Annotated in this window: 20 protein-coding genes; 14 read left to right on the forward strand and 6 right to left on the reverse strand. The window is 67.6% G+C overall.

Annotation, left to right across the window (positions count from 1 at the left end; all coding sequences use genetic code 11):
• Positions 1-12 precede the first annotated feature (12 nt).
• Together moaA and V2L32_RS16640 are read right to left on the reverse strand one after the other, a co-directional pair.
• Positions 13-984, reverse strand: coding sequence for a GTP 3',8-cyclase MoaA (gene moaA, locus V2L32_RS16635; protein WP_331236626.1), 972 nt, complete (start codon positions 982-984; stop codon positions 13-15).
• Between the two features lie 79 nt (positions 985-1,063).
• Complete coding sequence (locus V2L32_RS16640; protein ID WP_331233637.1) at positions 1,064-1,642, reverse strand: hypothetical protein; 579 nt, start codon at positions 1,640-1,642, stop codon at positions 1,064-1,066.
• 135 nt (positions 1,643-1,777) lie between these two features.
• Between V2L32_RS16640 and V2L32_RS16645 the strand changes: the two genes are divergently transcribed.
• The 4 genes from V2L32_RS16645 to V2L32_RS16660 all read left to right on the forward strand — a co-directional run bounded on the left by V2L32_RS16645 (position 1,778) and on the right by V2L32_RS16660 (position 5,054).
• Positions 1,778-2,821, forward strand: a complete 1,044-nt coding sequence (locus V2L32_RS16645) for an Mrp/NBP35 family ATP-binding protein (RefSeq protein WP_331233639.1) — start codon at positions 1,778-1,780, stop codon at positions 2,819-2,821.
• A complete protein-coding gene (locus V2L32_RS16650) occupies positions 2,818-3,057 on the forward strand; it encodes a hypothetical protein (RefSeq protein WP_331233641.1) in 240 nt (79 codons plus the stop codon). Before V2L32_RS16645 ends, V2L32_RS16650 begins: the two co-directional genes overlap by 4 nt.
• Positions 3,058-4,302, forward strand: coding sequence for an MFS transporter (locus tag V2L32_RS16655; protein ID WP_331233642.1), 1,245 nt, complete (start codon positions 3,058-3,060; stop codon positions 4,300-4,302).
• A gap of 122 nt (positions 4,303-4,424) precedes the next feature.
• On the forward strand, positions 4,425-5,054 hold the full coding sequence (locus V2L32_RS16660) for a uracil-DNA glycosylase (RefSeq protein WP_331233644.1): 630 nt from the start codon (positions 4,425-4,427) through the stop codon (positions 5,052-5,054).
• Positions 5,055-5,414: 360 nt separating this feature from the next.
• Here V2L32_RS16660 and V2L32_RS16665 read toward each other — a convergent pair whose 3' ends face one another.
• Complete coding sequence (locus V2L32_RS16665; protein WP_331233645.1) at positions 5,415-5,777, reverse strand: HesB/IscA family protein; 363 nt, start codon at positions 5,775-5,777, stop codon at positions 5,415-5,417.
• A gap of 136 nt (positions 5,778-5,913) precedes the next feature.
• Here V2L32_RS16665 and V2L32_RS16670 point away from each other — a divergent pair, with 136 nt between their 5' ends.
• Entirely contained in the window at positions 5,914-6,372 is a 459-nt protein-coding gene (locus V2L32_RS16670; protein ID WP_331233647.1) for a universal stress protein, read from the forward strand.
• A gap of 41 nt (positions 6,373-6,413) precedes the next feature.
• Here the strand turns inward: V2L32_RS16670 and hisD are convergent, their stop codons facing one another.
• Positions 6,414-7,736, reverse strand: a complete 1,323-nt coding sequence (gene hisD, locus V2L32_RS16675) for a histidinol dehydrogenase (RefSeq protein ID WP_331233648.1) — start codon at positions 7,734-7,736, stop codon at positions 6,414-6,416.
• 371 nt (positions 7,737-8,107) lie between these two features.
• Here hisD and V2L32_RS16680 point away from each other — a divergent pair, with 371 nt between their 5' ends.
• Positions 8,108-9,184 carry a sensor histidine kinase gene (locus V2L32_RS16680; protein ID WP_331233649.1) on the forward strand — a complete coding sequence of 359 codons (1,077 nt, stop codon included), beginning with the start codon at positions 8,108-8,110 and terminating at the stop codon, positions 9,182-9,184.
• A complete protein-coding gene (locus tag V2L32_RS16685; protein WP_331233650.1) occupies positions 9,177-9,635 on the forward strand; it encodes a response regulator in 459 nt (152 codons plus the stop codon). The genes V2L32_RS16680 and V2L32_RS16685 overlap by 8 nt, the downstream gene beginning before the upstream one ends.
• A 558-nt stretch (positions 9,636-10,193) precedes the next feature.
• Here V2L32_RS16685 and V2L32_RS16690 read toward each other — a convergent pair.
• Complete coding sequence (locus V2L32_RS16690; protein WP_331233651.1) at positions 10,194-11,528, reverse strand: YncE family protein; 1,335 nt, start codon at positions 11,526-11,528, stop codon at positions 10,194-10,196.
• 192 nt (positions 11,529-11,720) lie between these two features.
• Between V2L32_RS16690 and V2L32_RS16695 the strand changes: the two genes are divergently transcribed.
• From V2L32_RS16695 to V2L32_RS16705, 3 genes are all read left to right on the forward strand, one after another.
• Positions 11,721-13,004: a DUF7405 family protein gene (locus V2L32_RS16695; protein WP_331233652.1), complete on the forward strand. Its 1,284-nt coding sequence runs from the start codon at positions 11,721-11,723 to the stop codon at positions 13,002-13,004.
• Positions 13,005-13,086: 82 nt separating this feature from the next.
• Positions 13,087-14,481 (forward strand): DUF7350 domain-containing protein, encoded by a 1,395-nt coding sequence (locus V2L32_RS16700; protein WP_331233653.1) that lies wholly within the window; start codon positions 13,087-13,089, stop codon positions 14,479-14,481.
• Positions 14,478-15,308, forward strand: coding sequence for a cohesin domain-containing protein (locus V2L32_RS16705; RefSeq protein ID WP_331233654.1), 831 nt, complete (start codon positions 14,478-14,480; stop codon positions 15,306-15,308). The genes V2L32_RS16700 and V2L32_RS16705 overlap by 4 nt, the downstream gene beginning before the upstream one ends.
• A gap of 48 nt (positions 15,309-15,356) precedes the next feature.
• Here the strand turns inward: V2L32_RS16705 and V2L32_RS16710 are convergent, their stop codons facing one another.
• Positions 15,357-16,721, reverse strand: coding sequence for an NAD(P)/FAD-dependent oxidoreductase (locus V2L32_RS16710; RefSeq protein WP_331233655.1), 1,365 nt, complete (start codon positions 16,719-16,721; stop codon positions 15,357-15,359).
• 104 nt (positions 16,722-16,825) lie between these two features.
• On the opposite strand from V2L32_RS16710, the gene V2L32_RS16715 reads away from it, so the two are divergent.
• Genes V2L32_RS16715 through V2L32_RS16730 form a run of 4 tightly spaced genes read left to right on the forward strand, consistent with a single transcriptional unit; the run spans position 16,826 to position 19,678 of the window.
• Complete coding sequence (locus V2L32_RS16715) at positions 16,826-17,998, forward strand: amidohydrolase (RefSeq protein WP_331233656.1); 1,173 nt, start codon at positions 16,826-16,828, stop codon at positions 17,996-17,998.
• A 36-nt stretch (positions 17,999-18,034) separates the two neighbouring features.
• On the forward strand, positions 18,035-18,982 hold the full coding sequence (locus V2L32_RS16720; protein WP_331233657.1) for a D-2-hydroxyacid dehydrogenase: 948 nt from the start codon (positions 18,035-18,037) through the stop codon (positions 18,980-18,982).
• A gap of 37 nt (positions 18,983-19,019) precedes the next feature.
• On the forward strand, positions 19,020-19,280 hold the full coding sequence (locus V2L32_RS16725) for an antitoxin VapB family protein (protein ID WP_331233658.1): 261 nt from the start codon (positions 19,020-19,022) through the stop codon (positions 19,278-19,280).
• Complete coding sequence (locus V2L32_RS16730; RefSeq protein WP_331233659.1) at positions 19,277-19,678, forward strand: type II toxin-antitoxin system VapC family toxin; 402 nt, start codon at positions 19,277-19,279, stop codon at positions 19,676-19,678. Before V2L32_RS16725 ends, V2L32_RS16730 begins: the two co-directional genes overlap by 4 nt.
• Positions 19,679-19,690: the final 12 nt, after the last annotated feature.

Below are 19,690 nucleotides of genomic sequence, written 5' to 3' on the forward strand. Positions count from 1 at the left end.
GACCCTTCCCGACTACTGCGCCGTGGTCGCGTCGACGTACCTGTCGTTGATCTCCCAGCCGCCGTCGCCGTCGCGAACCATGTACTCGCCGTAGAAGGGGACGCGCTCGGAGACCGTGTCGCGAAACGCCTCGCGGATCTCCTCGCGGCTCATCTCGCCCATCGGTTTGAGGTCGTCGTTTCGGTTCAGACAGCCCTTGAACTGGCCGTCGTGAGTGACCCGCACCCGGTGACAGTTCGCACAGAAGTTCGGGTTCTCGACGGGGTCGACGATCTCGACCATCCCCTCGCCGATCCAGTACCGAGTTCGGTGGTGCATCTCCCTGTGCTCGATCTCGTCGGCCTGCTCGGCGAGCCAGCCGTGAACGCGGTCGATGTCGATCGACCACTCCTGTCTCCCCGTCAGCTCCGGCATGTACTGGATCAGCTGGAGCTGGAGTCCGTCCTCCTCTGCGACGTAGTCGACCATCTCCGGGATGTAGCCGGCGGTCGGCTCGAAGACGACCATGTTCAGTTTCACCGGGTCGAGACCCGCGTCGACCGCGGCGTGGACGCCCTCGATCACCCTGTCGTACGCCCCGCTCTTGGTGATTTCGGCGAATGCCTCCGGGTCGAGCGCGTCCGCGGAGACGTTCACCCGCTCTAATCCCGCCTCGACGAGGTTCGCGGCCCGACCGGGGAGGAACGTGCCGTTGGTCGTCATCGACACCTCCATCGAGTCCGGGGTTCGCTCGACGATCTCCTCTAAGTCCCCCCGGAGCATCGGCTCGCCCCCGGTGTACTTCACCTTCTTTACCCCGAACTCCGCTGCGGTCTCAACGACGCGGACGACCTGGTCGGTCGTCATCTCGTCGTCCTGCGGGTCCATCGGCCCGCGGGTGTCGCCAAGCCCCTCGTTGTGACAGTAGACACAGTCGAAGTTACACCGGTCGGTGAGCGAGACCCTGAGCCCGGTCACCTCCCGTCCGAACGAATCCGAGAGCACCATTCTGCTACTCACTCTCGAACGGACGACCATAAACGAGCGGTCGGAGGCGCGAAGGGCGAAACTGTTCGTGGTTACGTCACCGGACCCGGACGAGCAGCACCATCGCGACGCAGAGCAGGAGGACGGTGCCGATGGCGGCGGTGAGGCTCGCGTTCCCGAGCGCGACGACGAACAGGAGGACGAGATAGAGCAGCGTCGTCCCGAGGCCGACGATCGTGAGCGCGCTGGTCTCGCCCATCGCGTGGGCCACCTCGTGGGGGTCGGGTCGGTGTCTCGGCGGGATCTCGGCCCGCCAGCGGTCGTCGATCGTCCGTTCGAGGGTGACGCTCTCGCCCTCGAGGCAGTCGACGCTCGACGCGCTGTAGCCGAGGTCGGCGACGAGGCGCGCGAACGCGAACCGGTTGCTCCACGGGATCGGCTTCTCGAAGTCCTCCGAGACACGAACCCCGTGCGGGAGTTCGTACCAGATCCGTACCGTCGACTCGTCGTGGTCGACGATGGACTCGACCCGCGCGCGCAGCCGTCGGTCGTCGATCGTCTCCAGGTGTACGCGCCCGAGATCGTCGGCGAGCGCCGCGGCGTCCGACGCCGGGCGCTCCTCTCTCACCCCCTCCCACCGGCTGGCAGCCGTTTCGGATTCGTCTCTGTCCTCCATCTGATACCACCTCTCGGCGGGGCGACCGGACCGGATCGACGCCGCCGTCTGCGTTAAGTGCTAGCGCCCAACGGACTTATTCGTTCGGGCGCGCGCTCTCCGAACCCTTATTCGCCGCTCGCGAGTACCGCCCCCATGGACGAAGAGGCCGTCCTCGACCGGCTCCGCGCCGTCGAGGACCCCGACTTCGGTGACGACATCGTCTCGCTCGGGCTGGTCAACGAGGTAACGATCGACGAAGGGACAGTGAGCGTCTCGCTCGCGCTTGGCGCGCCGTACTCCCCCCGTGAGACCGCCATCGCGGGCGAGGTGCGCGAGGCGTTGACCGATCTCGACTACGAGATCGACCTCTCCGCGCACGTCGACGCCCCCGAGAACCCGATCCTCCCGGACGTGAAGAACGTCATCGCGGTCTCGTCGGGGAAGGGTGGCGTCGGGAAGTCCACGGTCTCGGTCAACCTCGCGGCGGGGCTCTCGCGGCTCGGCGCGCGCGTCGGCCTCTTCGACGCCGACATCTACGGCCCGAACGTCCCCCGGATGCTCGACGCCGACGAGGGGCCGAGGGCGACCGAGGAGGAGAAACTCGTCCCGCCCGAGCGCTTCGGCGTGAAGCTGATGAGCATGGGCTTTCTCGTCGGCGAGGACGACCCCGTGATCTGGCGCGGGCCGATGGTCGATAAGATCATCACCCAGCTGTTCGACGACGTGGAGTGGGGTCACCTCGACTACCTGATCGTCGATCTTCCACCGGGAACCGGCGACGCACAGCTCACGCTCCTCCAGAACGTGCCCGTGACGGGTGCGGTGATCGTCACGACGCCACAGGACGTCGCGCTCGACGACGCACGCAAGGGACTGCGGATGTTCGGCCGCCACGACACCGTGGTGCTGGGTATCGTCGAGAACATGAGCGGCTTTACCTGCCCCGACTGCGGGTCGACCCACGACGTCTTCGAGAGCGGCGGTGGCGAGGCGTTCGCCGAGGAGGTAGAGATGCCGTACCTGGGAGGGATTCCGCTCGACCCGGCGGTCAGAACCGGCGGGCCCGACCGCGAGCCGATCGTCCTCGACGAGGGGAGCGAGACCGGCGAGGCAGTCAGAGAGATCGTCGAGAACGTCGCGAACAACGTCGGCTACACCCGGCGGGCCGACCACCGCCAGCGGGCCCGAGAGGAATGAGCGACGAGGAGCGTTCGAGGGAGTTCGAGCCCGACCCGGAGCGAGTGCGCCTCCTCCGAGAGACCGCCGACGAGATCCGAGGCGAGAGCGGAGAGTCGAAGCAGGTGGCCGCGATCCTCTACCGGGTGAGCGACCTCTACGACGGGACGGAGGAGACGACGCCCGAGGAGATCTACCTGAACGTCAGAAACATCCTCCGGATCAGAGAGCGCGGCACGCTCGAGCGCGAGCGGTAGATGGAGCCGCTGGCGAGTCTGCGGGGCTTCTCACGGACGGTGTACGTCGTCGCAGTCGCGCGGTTCGTCAACGTCCTCGGTTCGGGTATGGTCTACCCCTTTGCCGTACTCTACTTCTACGGCGAGGTGGGCATCCCGTTCACCCTCGTCGGGATCGGTCTCCTCGCGAACAACGTCGCGCTCGCGGTGGGCACCGTCCTCGGAGGGATGCTCTCGGATCGGTACGGCCGGAAGCCGGTGATGGTCGCGAGCATGGCGCTTTCTGCACCTGCGCTCGCCTCGTACGCGCTCGTCTCCTCTGCACCGGAGTTCGTCCTCGTCGCGAGCGTCGCGGGGCTGGTGATGGGGCTCCTAGCCCCGGCGAGCCAGGCGATGGTCGCCGACGTGACCGAGAGCGACGCCCGCGACCGGTCCTACGGCCTGCTGAAGGTCGCGAGCAACGCCGGCTTCGGCTCCGGCTTCGTCGTCGGCGGCTTCCTCTACGGGATCGCCGAGACGCTCGTCTTCGTCGCCAACGGCGCGACGAGCGCGGTCGTCGCGCTCTGGCTGCTCGTCGCGCTCGCGCCCTCGCCCGCGAGGGACGGGGACTCGGAGGCGACGGTCGGCCTCCGGGGGACACTGGTGGAGTGGCGCCGCGCGGTCTCGCACCCGACGATCGTCGGTCTCGCGCTGCTCAACGTCGGCTTCGCGATCGCCTACGCACAGATGCAGTCTACCGTCCCGGTCCACGCCGAGGCGACGTTCGGACTCTCGAGCGAGCAGCTCGGAACCCTGTATGTATTGAACCCGCTCGTCGTCGTCCTCTTCCAGATCCCGGTCGTCACCTACGCCACCCGGTGGCGACGCACCCGCGGGCTCGTGATCTCGGCGGGCTTCTGGGCGGCGAGCTTCCTGGCTATCGCGCTCTCCTATCTGACCAGTTGGCAGCTCGGCGTGGCACTGCTCGGCGCGTTTCTCGTGCTCCGAACGGTCGGCGAACTGCTCCACGCGCCGATCGTCACCGCGCTCGCGAGCGACGTCGGCACCGTGGAGACCAGGGGGTCACAGCTCTCGGTACTGGAGGTCGCGAAACGGATCGGCTTCGGGATCGGCCCCGTCCTCGGCGGGCTCTTCTTCGATTACGGGGTCGACACACTGCTCTGGCCCGCGCTGATCGTCCTCTGTGCGGGCCTCGTCGTCGGCCTGCTCGCGCTCGAACGCCGCGTGACACCCACACAGAACGGGCGAGCGATACCGGCCGACTGATGCGGACTGCTGGACCTGTGTACCGCGCAGGCCGAGAGCCGGGAACCGGTCTGGCCGGTACGGACGGACGGCAGTCCGTACGAGACCCCCGAGGTTTTGGACGTGCGACCCCCACTCGGCCCATGGATCCCGCTCAGGAAGAGCAGCGAAACCCCTACGGAATGGACGAGTCCTGTACGAACTGTCCCGGTCTCGTCGAGCCTCGCACCCAGGTGGTCCACGGCTACGGCGACGCGAGCGCGGAGTTCCTCTTCGTCGGCGAGCGTCCCTCAAGCGGTGCGGACGAATCCGGTATCCCGTTCTATGGCGGGGACGGTGACGAGGCGTTCCAGGAGGTGCTGCGCGCGCTCGGGTTCGCCCACCAAGAGCCCGGCGAGGAACCCGACCTGGAGAACGTCTACCTCACGAACCTCACGCGCTGTCGCGATCCCGAGCGTCGACCCACCGACGAGGAGATCTACACCTGCGAGCCGTTTCTGAACGCCGAGATCCGGATGATCAACCCCGAGATCCTGGTGCCAGTCGGCGATCGGGCGCTCGTCGAACTCGCGGAGGAGTACACGACGACGCCGGCCAGCGAGATCGACCTCGCGACCGACCACGCCACCGAGATTCGTGGACGGGGCTTCGAACTCGTCCCGATGATCCATCCCGCGGAGGCGAGCGAGGCGGAGACCGAGACGTTCCTCGAGGCGTTCTCTGTCCTCCTGGGTCGGGACTACAGACAGACGAAGGGGAGACGGGGACGGTAGGGCGAGCGGGAGCACTCGCGGATCGGGACCGAGACGGCCCCGGTCGGTGGGCGCGCCCGCCGACCGGACGGGGGAGGGCAGGCCACCTCACGAACCGTCGGACCGACGGGTCGCGAGCCGGCGGGTCGGGAGCGGACTACCGCTCGGATCCGGTCGCGCACAAGAACGAAGCAGGAATGCTACCGGTTCTCTCGGCGCCGGTGTCGGATCGGACGACCATTCGGCGTCGGGGACGAGGACGGCGCGAAGGGGACGCGACGTCGGCATCACCCGGCCGGAGTCCCGTCTCAAGGGATACACCGATCCGTATGGGGTATTACGAAAAGCGCGTTCCGGTCGACACGAGAGCGCCGAAACCGGTCAGGTCCGGAACGACTCGCCGCAGCCGCACTCGCTGACGACGTTCGGGTTCTCGACGTGGAAGCCCGCGCCCTGGAGCCCGCCCTCGAAGTCGAGGACGCTCCCGCCGATGTAGCGCATGCTCGCGGGGTCGACGAACACACGGAGGTCGTGGTGTTCGAAGACCGTGTCGTCGTCTTCCGGTTCGACGTCGAAACGCATCCCGTAGGAGAGCCCCGCACAGCCGCCCTGCTGGACGAACAGCCTGAGACCGGCCTCACCGGTATCGAGTCCCTCGTCCTCCAGCAGGCCCAGTGCCTGTTCCGCCGCGATCGGTGTCACCTCGATCCGTGTCTCGGTTCCCAAGACGCTCTCTGTGCTCATGGGAGACCGTTGCTCGCCCGACGGGTTAACACTAACGCCGATCCGTCGCGCGGACGGGGCCCGGCGCTCCACGGGTTCGGCACAACCGGGAAGCCCGTGAGAAAGTACTTGTAGCCGTTTGCGCAACGAGTGGCCCATGGACCACCCACTCGTCGCCACCGATTCGAGCGACCGTTCGCCGGAGCTGATCCGCGAGGCCGGAGCGCTCGCGGAAGCCGCGGGCGTCCCGCTGTTGGTGCTCACGGTCGTCACCAGGGAGGAGTTCGAGGAGGACGCCGCGGTGCTGGAGACGATCGGGGACGTCGAGAAGGCGGCCTACGAGCCGAAGCCGGCCGAGTACGCGAGGAACGTCGCCGAAAGCGCGGCCGCGGACCTGCTCTCGGGGTTCGACGTCGAGACCGGGACGGTCGGCCGGTACGTCGACGACGGCGACGACCGGGCGGACGCGATACTGCAGGTCGCGGAGGAATTGGGTTGTGACTACGTCTTCCTCACCGGTCGCCGTCGCAGTCCCGCCGGAAAGGCGATCTTCGGCGACACCGCCCAGGACGTCCTCCTCTCCTTCGACGGGTACGTCGTCACGCTGACCGACTAGCCCCTCGGGTGTCGCGAGGACGCCCCGCGGTCGCGCCGCGATCACTCGCGGAGGCTCTCCTTCGGGTCCGCTTCGGTGTCCACCAGGCTGTCCTCCCGGAGCCTGATCGAGACGCTCTCGGCGTGGGCCTCCAGTCCCTCCGCCCGAGCGAGCGTCTCCACCGTATCGGAGAGGTCGTCGAGCCCCTCGCGCGAGAGGCGCTGGACGGTCGTCGAACGGACGAACTGGTCGACCGAGAGCCCCCCAGTGACCCGCGCGAGCCCGTTCGTCGGCAGGACGTGGTTCGTCCCGCTGGCGTAGTCGCCCGCGGCGACCGGCGTGTGCGGCCCGAGGAAGACGCTTCCTGCGCTGTCGATCCGGTCGAGGATCTCCTCGTCCCTGTCGGCCTGGATCGAGAGGTGTTCGGCGGCGTACGCGTCGGCGAACGAGATCACCTCGCTCATCGACCGCCCCACGAGGACGCCGCTCGCCTCGTGAGCAAGCGCCTTCCGGATCGTCCCCTCGCGCTCGCGACCCGTCGTCTGTGCCTCGATCGCCGCACAGACCGCCTCGGCCGTCGACTCGTCGTCCGTCGCGACTACCACCGAGGCCCCCGGGTCGTGTTCGGCCTGGGCGAGGACGTCCGCCGCGACGAACCCGGCGTCGGCCGTCTCGTCACAGATCACGAGGACCTCGCTCGGGCCGGCGAGGAAGTCGATCTCGCAGTCCTCTCGAATCTCCGCTTTCGCGGCCGTCACCCACCTGTTCCCGGGCCCGACCACCTTCTCGACGGCCGTCACGGTCTCGGTACCGTAGGCGAGCGCAGCGATCGCCTGGGCGCCGCCGACGCTGTAGACCGCATCCGCACCAGCGGCCGAGATCGCGGCGAGCGTGACGGGGTTGATCCGTTCGGCGGGCGGGGTCGCTACGGCGACGTGGTCGACGCCCGCGACCGTCGCGGGGACGACCGTCATGATCGCACTGGAGGGGTACGCTGCGGTCCCACCCGGGACGTACGCGCCGATCCGTTCGAGCGGTCGGAACCGTCGTCCGAGTTCGCGGCCCCGACCGAACGCCTCGCGCCAGTCCTCGCGGAGCTGTGCCTCGTGGAACTCGCGGACGTTCCCGATCGCCGCCTCGATCGCCGCTCGTACCTCGTCGTCGATCGCCTCGTAGGCGCGTTCGGCCTCGACCGTGATATCGAGGCTGCCGACCTCGACGTCGTCGAACTCGCGGCTGAACTCGCGGACCGCGACGTCGCCCTCGTCCCGGACGCGCTCTGTGATCTCGCGGACGTCGCCGCGGACCGCCTCGACGCCCCCGTCGCGCTCGAAGAACGCGCGGCGTTCGTCGGGGCCGAGGTCCGCGATAGAACGGCTCTCCATGGTTGGCGTAGGAACCGGAGCCGAAAACGGTTACCGATCCGGTGACGAGCGGTCGTCGACACGTCGCGGTATGCGAGGTCCGTCGCCGAAGCGAGGAAGGAATTGTCAGAGCTATCGATCGTCTCGCCCTCCCCACAGGTCGGCCGACGACTCCCGTCCTCCCGGTTTTCACACCCGTGGGCCTCCCACCCGACCTGAGCGATAGATAGGAGATGTGGCGTGAAAAAATAGTATCTTCTCTACATTAAATAAGTTAGCAGTTATTGAACATAAGAATTAAAATACCGTGAGTCATCCGGGGAACAAGGATGGACGTGGGACGCTCCGGGTCCGCTGTTTTGGCGAGAGGTGTCATCGTACTCCTCGGGGGCGTGTACGTCGCTCTCGCGGCCGGAGTGCTCGTAGGACGGGTCGTCTGGAACGCGCCAGTCGAGACCACTCCGGTGGAGTTCGCGCTGCTGGCCGGTCTCGGTGTCGCCCTCCTCTACGGTGGCTACCGATTGACACACGTGGACGTCCAGCCCGCGTTCTACCCGACCATCGCGGCCTGGTGTCTCGGTGGGTTCGGGGGGATGCTCGCCATCCTCCTCCTCTACGACGCCCAGCCGAGTACCAGCGTCTCCTTTTCGGGCGCACCGATCCTCACGGGACTCGGAGCCCTCGCCGGCTACGGCGTGGGGATCAACGTCGCACGGACACGGGAGTTACGACGGACACGACGGCGGCTCGACGAGACGATAGAACGGCTCCAGACGTCGAACGAACGCCTCGAGCAGTTCGCCTACGCGGCCTCCCACGACCTCCAGGAGCCGCTACGGATGGTCTCGAGCTACCTGTCCCTCATCGAGCGACGGCACGGCGATAACCTCGATCGAGAGGGGCTGGAGTTCCTCGAGCTCGCGGTCGACGGTGCCGATCGGATGCTCGGGATGATAGACGGCCTGCTCGTCTACTCGCAGGTCGCCGCGAGCGACGATCGGTCCGAGCCGGTCGACCTGGACGCGGTGCTCGAGGTCGTACGGTCGGACCTCCGGAGGAAGATCGAAGCGGAGGACGCCGAGATCACGGCGGAGACGCTGCCCACCGTGGACGGGAAGGAAGAACAGCTCTACCACGTGTTCCAGAACCTGCTGTCCAACGCGATCAAGTACTGCGGTGAGGAGCCACCACGGGTTCACGTCACCGCCGAGCGCGATTCGACGGAGTGGACGCTCACCATACACGACGAAGGAATCGGTATCGACCAGGAGGACGCCGACTCGATCTTCGAGATGTTCCAACGGATCCACAGTCGTGAGGACAGCACCGGGTCGGGAATCGGTCTCGCGATCTGCGAACAGATCGTCGAACGCCACGGCGGCGAGATATGGGTCGACTCCGAACCCGGAGTCGGCTCGTCGTTCTCGTTCACCTTACCGGCCGCCTCCGGGGGTGATCGCGATGCGTGAGCGGCGCGAGCCCGATCCGGCGGAGATCCTGCTCGTCGAGGACAACCCGGGCGACGTCAGGCTCACACGGGAGGCGTTCAAGGAGGGACGGATCGCGAACACGCTCCACGTCGTCACCGACGGCGTCGAAGCGCTCGACTTCCTCTTCCAGCGAAACGAGTACACAGACGCACCTCGACCGGACTTCGTGCTGTTGGACCTCAACCTCCCACGGAAGAACGGCGACGAGGTGCTCGAAGCGCTCCGCGAGGATCCGGAGTGCAAGACCATCCCCGTCATCGTGCTCACGAGTTCGAGCGCCCAGCGGGACGTCATCAGGTCGTACGAACTCGCCGCGAACGCCTACCTCACGAAACCGGTGGACCCGATCGAGTTCATCGAGGTCGTCAGATCGACCGAGCAGTACTGGCTGTCGATCGTCCGGTTACCGACCGACAGGGACCTCAAGTGAGAGGTTGTGTGAGAGCGGGGCGACACGAGGTGTCGTCTCGGACGCTCGTCAGCGAATCGGTGTCGACGCGGATTGGTAGGCTACAACGCTCGTGACGACGTCACGATGGATAGCACACCGACCGGCCAGTGGGACGGAGAGTCGCGCCTCTCCGATCTATCGGTAGTGGTGACTCGTCGGTAATCGAGTGTCGCCCGGAACACTAACGTCCGACCTCATCCCTGGCGGCGTGCCGAGTCGGCCGGGAAACCCTCGTGCCGGGCGGGTCGCGCGTAGCGCGACCGAACGCCGAGACGGCGAAGCCGTCGAGGCGTGCGCGGTTCCTTGGAACCGCCTGGTTGCAACCGCACGCGTGTCGCACACCTGGGTTCGCCACCCGGTCATCGCTCCCGAAACGGGAAAGCTCCCGGTGGGGACTTGTGGTGTGCATCACTCCTACTCGGTCGAGCGGTTTCAACCGCTCGGTCGTTTCGGGATTCATACGGGCGGTTGTAACCGATTACCGGTGATCGCCGACCCGTACTGGCTATCGCCGGTACGAGACTGAGACCGCCCGTATCAGCCCTCTATCACGCGGACGCCGATGCCGTGGAAGTCGCTGTCGGGGTTCCCATCGTCCGGCTGGACGACCTCGCTGATCGCCCTTGACTCCACGTCGATCACGGAGAAACCGGGCGTCTCGCCGGTCGCGGCGTGCGGGTCGCCCGAGAGCGGGTTCGGCCCGCGGAGCGTGACGAACTTGTATCGCCCGTCCGGCGAGCCCCACATGATGTCCGGCGCGGGGCCGTAGTCGGGGACCTCCTCGATCACCTCGTCGGTCCCGGGGTCGATCACGAGGCCGTCGTCGGTCTCGCGGTTCAGTATCCAGAACTCGCTCTCGTCGGCGGTGAACCAGAAGCCGTGGGCGTCGTAGCCCCCGCTGTCGCGAGAGACGTCCTCGTGGGAGTACTCGCCCTCGACGACCTCGTCCGTCTCGGGGTCGATCGGGCGGTGTTCCTCGGTGTCGATGACGTACCACTCCCCGACGCCGCCGGTCGGCTCGTGGTTCGACGGCGCGCCAGCGGTGAGATAGAGCTTGTTCTCGCTCGGGTGTGCCATCGTCCCGCAGTTCGCGCGGACCTCGCCCGGCGCGAACGCCTCGACGACCTCGAAGGAGTCGTAGTCGACGATCACGACGCCGGCGTTGTCGATGCCGGGGCCGAGGGTGTGATAGGAGGTGCCGTTCGAGTAGTCGTGACAGATCGGCCGGAGTTCGCCCTCGTCGTCGAGGTCGAACTCGTCGATGCGGTCGGCGACCGGGCCGGCCTCGACGACGTGGATCTCGTCGACGATCGAGAACTCCTCGTTCTCGAGGTCGGCGTCGATCCGCTTGATCGACCCCTCGCCGATGACGTCGACCTGGATGTACTCGTCGTCGGGGGTGAAGCCCGCGAAGTGCGTCCCCGGTCCGGTCGGGCAGGCGCCGACGAGTTCGCGGTCCTCGGTCCGGAAGACGAGGGTCGCGGCCCCCGCGGTGCAGGCGACCGCCGCGTACTCGTAGTCCGAGGAGAAGTCGACCATGTGCGGGACGTTGCCGCCGGATTCGGTTTCGGCCAGCCCGGCGACGTCGATCTCGTCGAGGAGTTCGAACGAGTCCTCGCCGTCGGGTCCGTAGATGTAGCCCGTGTCCGTGCCCTGGTCGAACGCCCAGACCTCGTACTCAGCGTCCGAGCCCTCGTCGTCGGCCTCCCGCTCGTCGTCTTCGTGGTCACCGTCGTCCTCGTCGTCGGCCTCCTCGCCGGCGCTCGCGACGGCGTCGGGTCCGGGCTCGCCGCCGACACAGCCCGCGAGGGCGATGCCGCCGACAGCTACCCCACCGTGCAGGAACCGGCGTCGAGTCGTGTGTCTCGACATGTAGTTCCCTCGCATCTTCGACACGTATAAGACTGCCGTTCCGGGGCGTTTCGAGCGCCGGAAACGCCGGTTTCGCACGAGATAGCGGAAACGACTGTCATGTGTCGCGGGTGTCGGCAATCCTTGCCGTTTCGTGTGTGAAGACCTCCGCGGTGAACAGGTATAATTCCGTTCGACGTGTAGGGTGAGACGATGACAGAGCGGGCGGGACTGACGCGACGCGGGTACGCGAGGGCGCTCGTCGCAGCCGGTGGAAGCGGCGCGCTCTCTGCGTGTCTCGACGAGTTCGGCGAGCGCGAGATCCCGGGCGGTGTCGAGCAACGAGCGGATCTCCCGGAACGCCAGCACGCCTGGAACGCGGTCTGCGAGGTCGACGACGACGGCAACGTCCGCACGCCGCGTCACCACGTCCTGCTCTCGCTCGCGCTCGACCGCGAGGGCGAGCCGACGGCAGAGGACCGAAGGCTCCTCGAAGAGGCGCTCGAGACGCTCGAACGCGCCTACGAGTGGAGCACCGAAGGACTGCTGTTCACCGTCGGCTACGTCCCCGGCTACTTCGAGCGTTTCGGCGAGGGACCCTCGGGTGTCGACCTCCCCCAGCCGACGGCGCTCACCGACTTCGAGGAGCCGGAGTTCGACGCGGGGGACCTCCTGCTCCACCTCACGAGCGACCACGAGCAGGCGGTCCTCGAGGCCGAGTCCGCGCTGATCGAGGGGCACGACGAGGCCAACGGCGTCGAGATGGAACGGGGGCTGGAGGAGGCGTTCTCGGTCGACCTCCGACGGTCGGGGTTCGTCGGCGAGGGCCTGCCGGCAGGGAAACAGGGGGACGACGAGGTGCGTGGGATCCCCACCTCCGAGCCGATCCCGGAGGAGGCGCCCTTCTTCATGGGGTTTCGCTCCGGCTTCAGGGAGAGCCAGGCGAGCGAGGACCGGGTGACGATCGAGGAGGGGCCGTTCGCGGGCGGGACGACCGAACACCTCTCGTCGATGACGCTCCAGCTCGACGTCTGGTACGAGCAGGACACCCACGCCCAGCGTGTCGCGAAGCTGTTCAGCGCGGAACACGCCCGCGAAGACACGGTCGGCGAGTACGGCGAGTCGCTCTCGGACTCGAGCGGTCTCACCGACGAGCGGATCGCGGCGACCGCGGAGGACGCGCGCACCGAGGGAATCGTCGGCCACGCACAGAAGGCCGCACGTGCCCGCGAGGACGGCGAGCCGCTGTTGCTCAGACGCGATTTCAACACCGTCGACGACGGTCGACCCGGGCTCCACTTCCTCGCGCTCCAGCGCGAGATCGAGGAGTTCGTTCGGGTCAGGGACGCGATGACCGGAGCCGACCTGGCAGGAGGAGGCGTCGGCCAGACGCTCAACAACGGCATCCTCCAGTACCTGTTCGTGAACCGCCGGGGGAACTTCCTCGTCCCGCCCAGATCGAGGAGAGCGCTGCCGACGCCCGAGGGGGAGGGGTGAATATTGCCGCATTCGAGTTCGGAGATCGGCCGATCGGAAAAAGGTGAACGCAGAGTGTGTACGAAATGAACGGAGCGAGCCGATGAACCGTCGCCAGTTGCTCTCGCGCGCGGGCACCCTCGGCGCGGTCGCGTTCGCAGGCTGTTCGGATCCGACCGAGGAGGAGACGCCCACCCCCGAGGAGGACGACGTGATCCCCGAGTTCCCCGAGATCGAGGAGCCGCCCGATCGGGTCTACCTCCCGACGCACAGGGAGGGGATGGAGGCGTACGAGACGCTCGTAGGGGAGGAGGTGGCGGTGACGCCGATGCTGACCTACCCACACCCGTTCTGGATCGTCGACGGGACGAACGTCGAACGGGTCGAGCCTACGGAGGACGACGAGGTCCACCTCATGGCGACGGTGTGGGACGTTGAGTCGGGGCTCGTCCTCCCGATGGACGCTGGCCTGCACGTCGAGATCGAGCGAGAGGGTGACCTGATCGACGAGCGGGTCCCCTGGCCGATGCTCTCCCAGGAGATGGGCTTTCACTTCGGCGACAACGTCCCGCTCGATGGCGACGGTCGCTACGAGGTGCGGGTGACGACGAGCCGGATCAACATCGAGAAGACGCGCGGCTTCGAGGAGCGATTCGAGGAGGGCGAACGCTTCAGCTTCGAGTTCGAGTTCGACGACGCGTTCAGACAGCGGGTCGTCGACCGGATCGAGTGGCTCGACGAGGACCGGTGGGGAGAACCGGGCGCGCTCTCGCCGATGACCGATAACGACGGCCACGATCGGGGAGACGACCACGGTTCCGGGAACGACGATCAGGGGGATCGGGACGATAACGACCGGAGCGACGTCCCCTACGCGCGAGCCCCCAGGGTCGAGGAGGTCCCCGGGACGCACCTGCTCGACCCGGAGACTGGGGAGCCGTCGACGAGCGGCGACGGGGTGATCGTGGTCTCGCTCGTCGGGAGGCCCGACGCGGAGGCGTTCTTCGGACTCGACGTCGGCGACGACCTCCCCACGACGGACGAAGACGAGGGGGAACCGCTCGGAGAGGAGGCGTACCTGATCGTCTCCCCACGCTCGCCGTACAACCGGGTGCCGCTCACCGAGATGGCGCTCTCGGTCGAACACTCGCGTGAGGGCGACGACCTCGCGGAGGAGAGGCTCTCGCAGACGATCGACTCCGAACTGGGCTTTCACTACGGCCTCGCGCTCTCGGACGTCGCCGCGGGGGACGACCTCTCGATCGAGATCGACACGCCGCCACAGACCGCGCGGCACCAGGGCTACGAGACGGCGTTCGTCGAGATGTCTCCAGTCGATCTGGTCGTTCCCGACGAGTGGGGCGACGGTGAGGAGGCCGAGGACGGCGACGACGCGGAACCGGACGCGGACGAGGAGGGAGAGGAGGTTGGCGAGACGGAGGACGACGCCGACGAGACTGACGACGGAGACGACGAGGACGAGGGGAGCGAGGAGTGAAGAACCGACGGGGGCTGCTGGCGCTCGCGGGCGGAGCGATCGTCGGCTCGGCGGGCGTCGCGAGCGCGGGTGACAACCTCACCGTCCTCCAGTTCGCCGAGAGCGAGATCGAAGCCGAGAGCGGCGAGGTCCTCGCGCTCGACGTGCTCGCGCGGAGCCACGGCGGCTACGGCGACTCGGCCGTCGCCTCGATCGAGTTCGAGATCCACACCGACCCGGCGGCGATAGCGATCACCGAGGTCAAGGCGGGACCCTGGATGGAGGGCGGGGACGCCGAGGTGGTGACCGAGACGGCGTTCGACGACGGTGTCGTCTCCGTCTCGCAGACGCGGGAGCCGGTCGGCGACGGTATCGCCGGGGCCGGCAGGGTCGCGACGGTCACCGTCGTGGTGAGCGAGGGCCTCGGCCCGGCCGAGGCCCTCCTCGAGTTCGACGGGAGCGAGGTGATGCTCACCGACCGGTACCCGCAGCCGGTCGTCGAGCGCCCGGCGCGGATCGTCGTCGACGGCGGCGGGAAGGAGTTCGCGCACGTCGACTCGGAACCGGGCGTGACGACGCCGGACGACGAGGGAGAGGGGACGACGGAGGGGGCCGACGCGAGGACAGGGAGCGACGGTGATGACGGGTCAAAGGACGACGCGGAGGGAGTCGACGACGGTGACGCCGGATCGGATGATGGCGCGGAAGGAGCGAACGACGATGACGACGGCGGAGAGGGCGAGGCGGGTACGTCGGACGATCAGACGGGGTTCGGCACCCTCGCCGCTGGCGGGGCGCTCGGGCTGGTGCTCTGGCGGTTCGTGCTCCGTGAGGACGATCGGAGCTGAACACCGGCGGTCAACCCGGGGGTCGTCGCGTCGACGGCTCGAACGGTATCAGTATCGGTAATCGGACTCCGAGAGCTGGACGTACCGGCCCTTTCGGTACCTGAACTTCGCCTTCCGGTACGACGTGTAGAACTTCGCCGCGCCGAGGCCGGAGCTGAGCGCCCCCCAGTCGATCGGGCCACCGCCGCGTTTCTCCAGCATCGTGCCGATCGTTCGGAACGTCCGGTCCCAGTCCGCGGGCTCGTAGTCGGCGACGACGTCGGCCATGGAGACGTTCCGGAGGATCTCGTCGCCGATCGCCGCCTTCCAGGCCTCGTTGTACTCGTCGAGACGGCCGCGTGCGGCGAGGTCACCGGCGATCGCACCCGACCGAACCGCGACGTGGTAGCCGCCCTCGTGGAACGCCGAGGTGGTTCCCATCGCCCCGCCGGCGACCGCGATCCCCGCGTCCGTGGGCGAGTCGATCGGCCGCGTGGAGCTGATCGGGTAGGACTCGACGCCGCCGCGCTTTCCACGCTCTTCGACCAGCGGGAAGTCGGTCTCGACGTCGTACTCGTCGCCGAACTCGCGTTCGAGCAGCCGCCGGATGTAGGCGCCGCCCGTCGGGATGCGCTCGTCCTCCGGTCGGAGGAGGTCGTACGCCTCCCTGTTCTCCACCGCCTCGATGTCCATCCCGATCGGCATCGTCAGTCCGATTCTAGCGATACCGTCGTCGTTCGGGAAGATCCAGGGGTAGGCGGTCTTACCGGGGATCAGCCCCCACCAGAACGTGATGACGTCCTCCTCGAACAGTTCGGGGGGCATCCGGCGGTGTTCCTGGTAGGCGATGTGGTTCGCCCGTCGCGGGCCGAGCACCTCGGAGGCCTTCTTCCCCTCCGGGAGGAGCCGGTCGAGCACGCCCATCGTCACCGTCCGTTGTGGGCCGTCTGCGAGGATCATCCTCCCCGCCTCTATCTCCGACCCGTCGGCGAGGTGGAGGACGTGGCTCTCGGTGTCCGATTCGACCCGGCGAACCCCCGTTCCGACGCGGTACGCCGCGCTGGACGCCTCCGCGCGCTCTCGCATCCAGTCGTCCATCCGCGCGCGCTGGAAGGTGAACCCGAAGTTCGGGTACGACGAGTCCATACCGGTGTCCCGCAACGTACAGCGCTCGGTCGGACCGACGAACCGTGCACCCGAGAGCTCCTGGAGGATCACGTCCTCGGGGAGCTCTCCCGGATCGATTCCCATGATGTCGACCCAGTAGTCGAGCATCCCGGCGGCGTCGGTCGAGTCCGGGCCGAGTCCCTCACGGTCGGCCCGCGGGACCCCCTTCTCCACGACGACGGCGTCGGCGCCCGCCTCCGCTGCGGCGTGGGCCGCAGCCATTCCCGCGGGGCCGCCGCCGACGATCGCGACGTCGGCGCGTTCCATACGCGAAGGGAACCCCCGGATAGCTTAAATTCCCCTGAACCCGATCTGTTTCGACGCCCGTTACGAACCGAAATACTCACGCCCGACCCCCGAAGCGTCTCCGCATGTACGCGATCGTGGGCGGGACGGTCCACACGCAGACGAAGCGAGGCGTGATCGAGGGCGGGACCGTCCTCGTCGAGGACGGCGAGATCAGTGCAGTCGGTGAGGGGATCGAGATTCCGGACGGGACGACGACGATCGACGCGGCCGGGAGGGTCGTCACGCCGGGGCTGATCGACGCCCACAGCCACGCGGGCGTGAGCGAGTGGGGCGAACCGGAGGACGCCGACTTCAACGAACTCTCCGATCCGGTGACCCCACACGTGAACGCCTTAGACGGCTTTCACCCGGGCGACGAGGAACTCGCTCACGCCCTCTCCGGCGGGGTCACCAGCGTGAGCGCGCGGATGGGCAGCGGGAACGTGATCGGGGGGATCATCTGCTCGATGAAGACCTCTGGAACCCTGGCCGACGAGATGCTGATCCGCGAGGACGGAATGAAGGCCGCGTTCGGCGAGAACCCGAAGCGCGTCCACGGCGAGGAACGCGACCGCGAGCCCTGTACCCGTCCCGGAGTGGCCGCGACGCTCCGGCAAGCGCTGATGGACGCCGAGGACTACCTCGCGAGGCGCGAGCACGCGAGCGAGGGCGGCGAGCCGTTCGAGCGCGATCTCGGAATGGAGAACCTCTCGCGGGTGATCGAGGGCGACCTTCCTCTGAGAGTTCACGCCCACCGGGCCGACGACATCATGACTGTCTTTCGGATCGCGGAGGAGTTCGGGGTCGATGGGCTCTCGATCGAACACGCGACCGAGGGCCACCTGATCGCAGAGGAGTTCGCGAAACGCGACGTACCCGCCGTGGTCGGGCCGAGCCTCTACAGCGGCGCGAAGTACGAACTCTCGAACATCACGTTCGAGACCGCGGGTATCCTTCACCAGGCAGGGGTGACGGTGGCGATCCAGACCGACGCCCCGATCCTGCCACAGGAGTACCTGAACGTCTGCGTCGGCCTCGCGGTGCGGGAGGGCCTGCCCGAGGAGGCGGCGCTCGCGACCGTAACTCGAAACCCGGCAGAGATCCTCGGGATCGCGGACCGGGTGGGCACTCTCGAATCGGGAACGGACGCGGACCTCGTCGTCTGGAACGAGGATCCGTTCTCGCTCGCGGCCAAGCCCGAGCACGTCCTCGTCGACGGCGATCGGGTCGCGGGAACCGGCGAGATCGAGGGTTGACGCGGGTATTAAGGCCGGTGCGCGTGAGGGTCGGCCATGTCCGAATCCGACGTGCTGGTGCTCAGACGCGGAACCCACGGGATGCCCGTCGACGACCTGGTCGCCGAGATCGAAGCGCGCCTCCCCGACCGCGAGATCGCGCTCGCACGGACGCCCGAAGAGGAGCGAGAGCTGATCGAAGGCGTCCGGATCGTCGCCGGGATGACGATCGGGGAGGACCTGGTCGGGGAGGCGGGGGAGATGGAGCTGTTCGCCTGTGCGTACGCCGGAACCGGGCATCTGCCGCTCTCGGCGCTCGAATCCGCAGGAACGAAGGTTACCAGCGCGTCGGGTGTCCACGGGCCGAACATCGCAGAGCACGTGATCGGCGCGATGCTGGCGTTCACCCGGGGCTTCTTCCGGGCGCGAAACCAGCAGGATCGGCGGGAGTGGCGTCACTTCCAGGCCGGCGAGCTACAGGGCGAGACGGTGACGATCGTCGGCCTCGGGGCGATCGGGGTGGCGATCGCCGAACGACTGGAAGGGTTCGGCGTGGAGACGATCGGCGTGCGTTACACGCCCGAGAAGGGGGGGCCGACCGACGAGGTGCTCGGCTTCGACGGCCTCCACGACGCACTTTCGACCACCGACCACCTCGTGCTCGCCTGTCCGCTCACCGAGGAGACCCGCGGCCTGGTCGGCGAGGCCGAGTTCCACACCCTCCCCCCGAACGCCCTGCTCGTGAACGTCGCGCGGGGTCCGGTGGTCGACACCGACGCGCTCGTCGGCGCGATCCGCTCGAACCAGCTCCGGGGGGCGTCGCTCGACGTCACCGACCCCGAACCGCTCCCCGAAGAGCACCCGCTGTGGGGCTTCGAGAACGTCCAGATCACGCCGCACAACTCGGGACATACCCCCGAGTACTACGCGAGGTTCGCCGATATCGTCGCGGAGAACGTCGAGCGGCTGGATCGGGGCGAGGAACTCCGCAATCAGGTGATCTAGCGGTTACACTTTTGTGTCTGTGTACACAAGCACATTCATGGGGACGAAGACGATCGGCCTCGACGAGGAGGCGTACGAGCGCCTGAGAGCGCAGAAGCGGGAGGGAGAGAGCTTCAGCGACACGGTGAAGCGGATCACGGACGAAGTCTCCTCGGACTGGCGGCGGGGGTTCGGCTCGCTCTCGGAGGAAGAGGGTGAACGGCTCGAAGTGGTCATCTCGGCTCAGCGTAAGCGTGCGAGTGCTGCACTCGCTGTCAGACAGGAGCGAGCGCTCGACGCGGCGACCGACGAGGAATGAAGCTGCTTGACACCACCTTCCTGATCGGCTACGAGCGCGGGCAGGAGGTGATTGGAGCGTACCTCAAGCGGAACGAGGACCGGGAGTTCGTCACTTCGACGATCTGTCTGAAGGAACTAGCGGTCGGAAAGCACCTCGTCGGATCGCCTACCCGGGCGGACCTGACGGCGAACTACGGCTGGCTCCGAATCGTCCCCTTCACGCTCGACTATGCATACGAGGCGGGAGCACTCGAAGCGGCGCTCCATGACGATCCCGGCGTGAACCGGGACGGGATCGACTCGCTTTCGGCCGACGCGTTGATCGCCGGCACTGCCCGATCACTCGGCGCGACCGTCGTGACGAGAAACGTCTCCGATTTCGAGCGGTTCGAGGGCATAGCCGTCGAGTCGTACTGATCGATCGAGTAG

The sequence above is a fragment of the Halalkalicoccus sp. CGA53 genome, assembly GCF_036429475.1.
In the GTDB taxonomy this organism is placed as follows: Archaea; Halobacteriota; Halobacteria; order Halobacteriales; family Halalkalicoccaceae; genus Natronorarus; species Natronorarus salvus.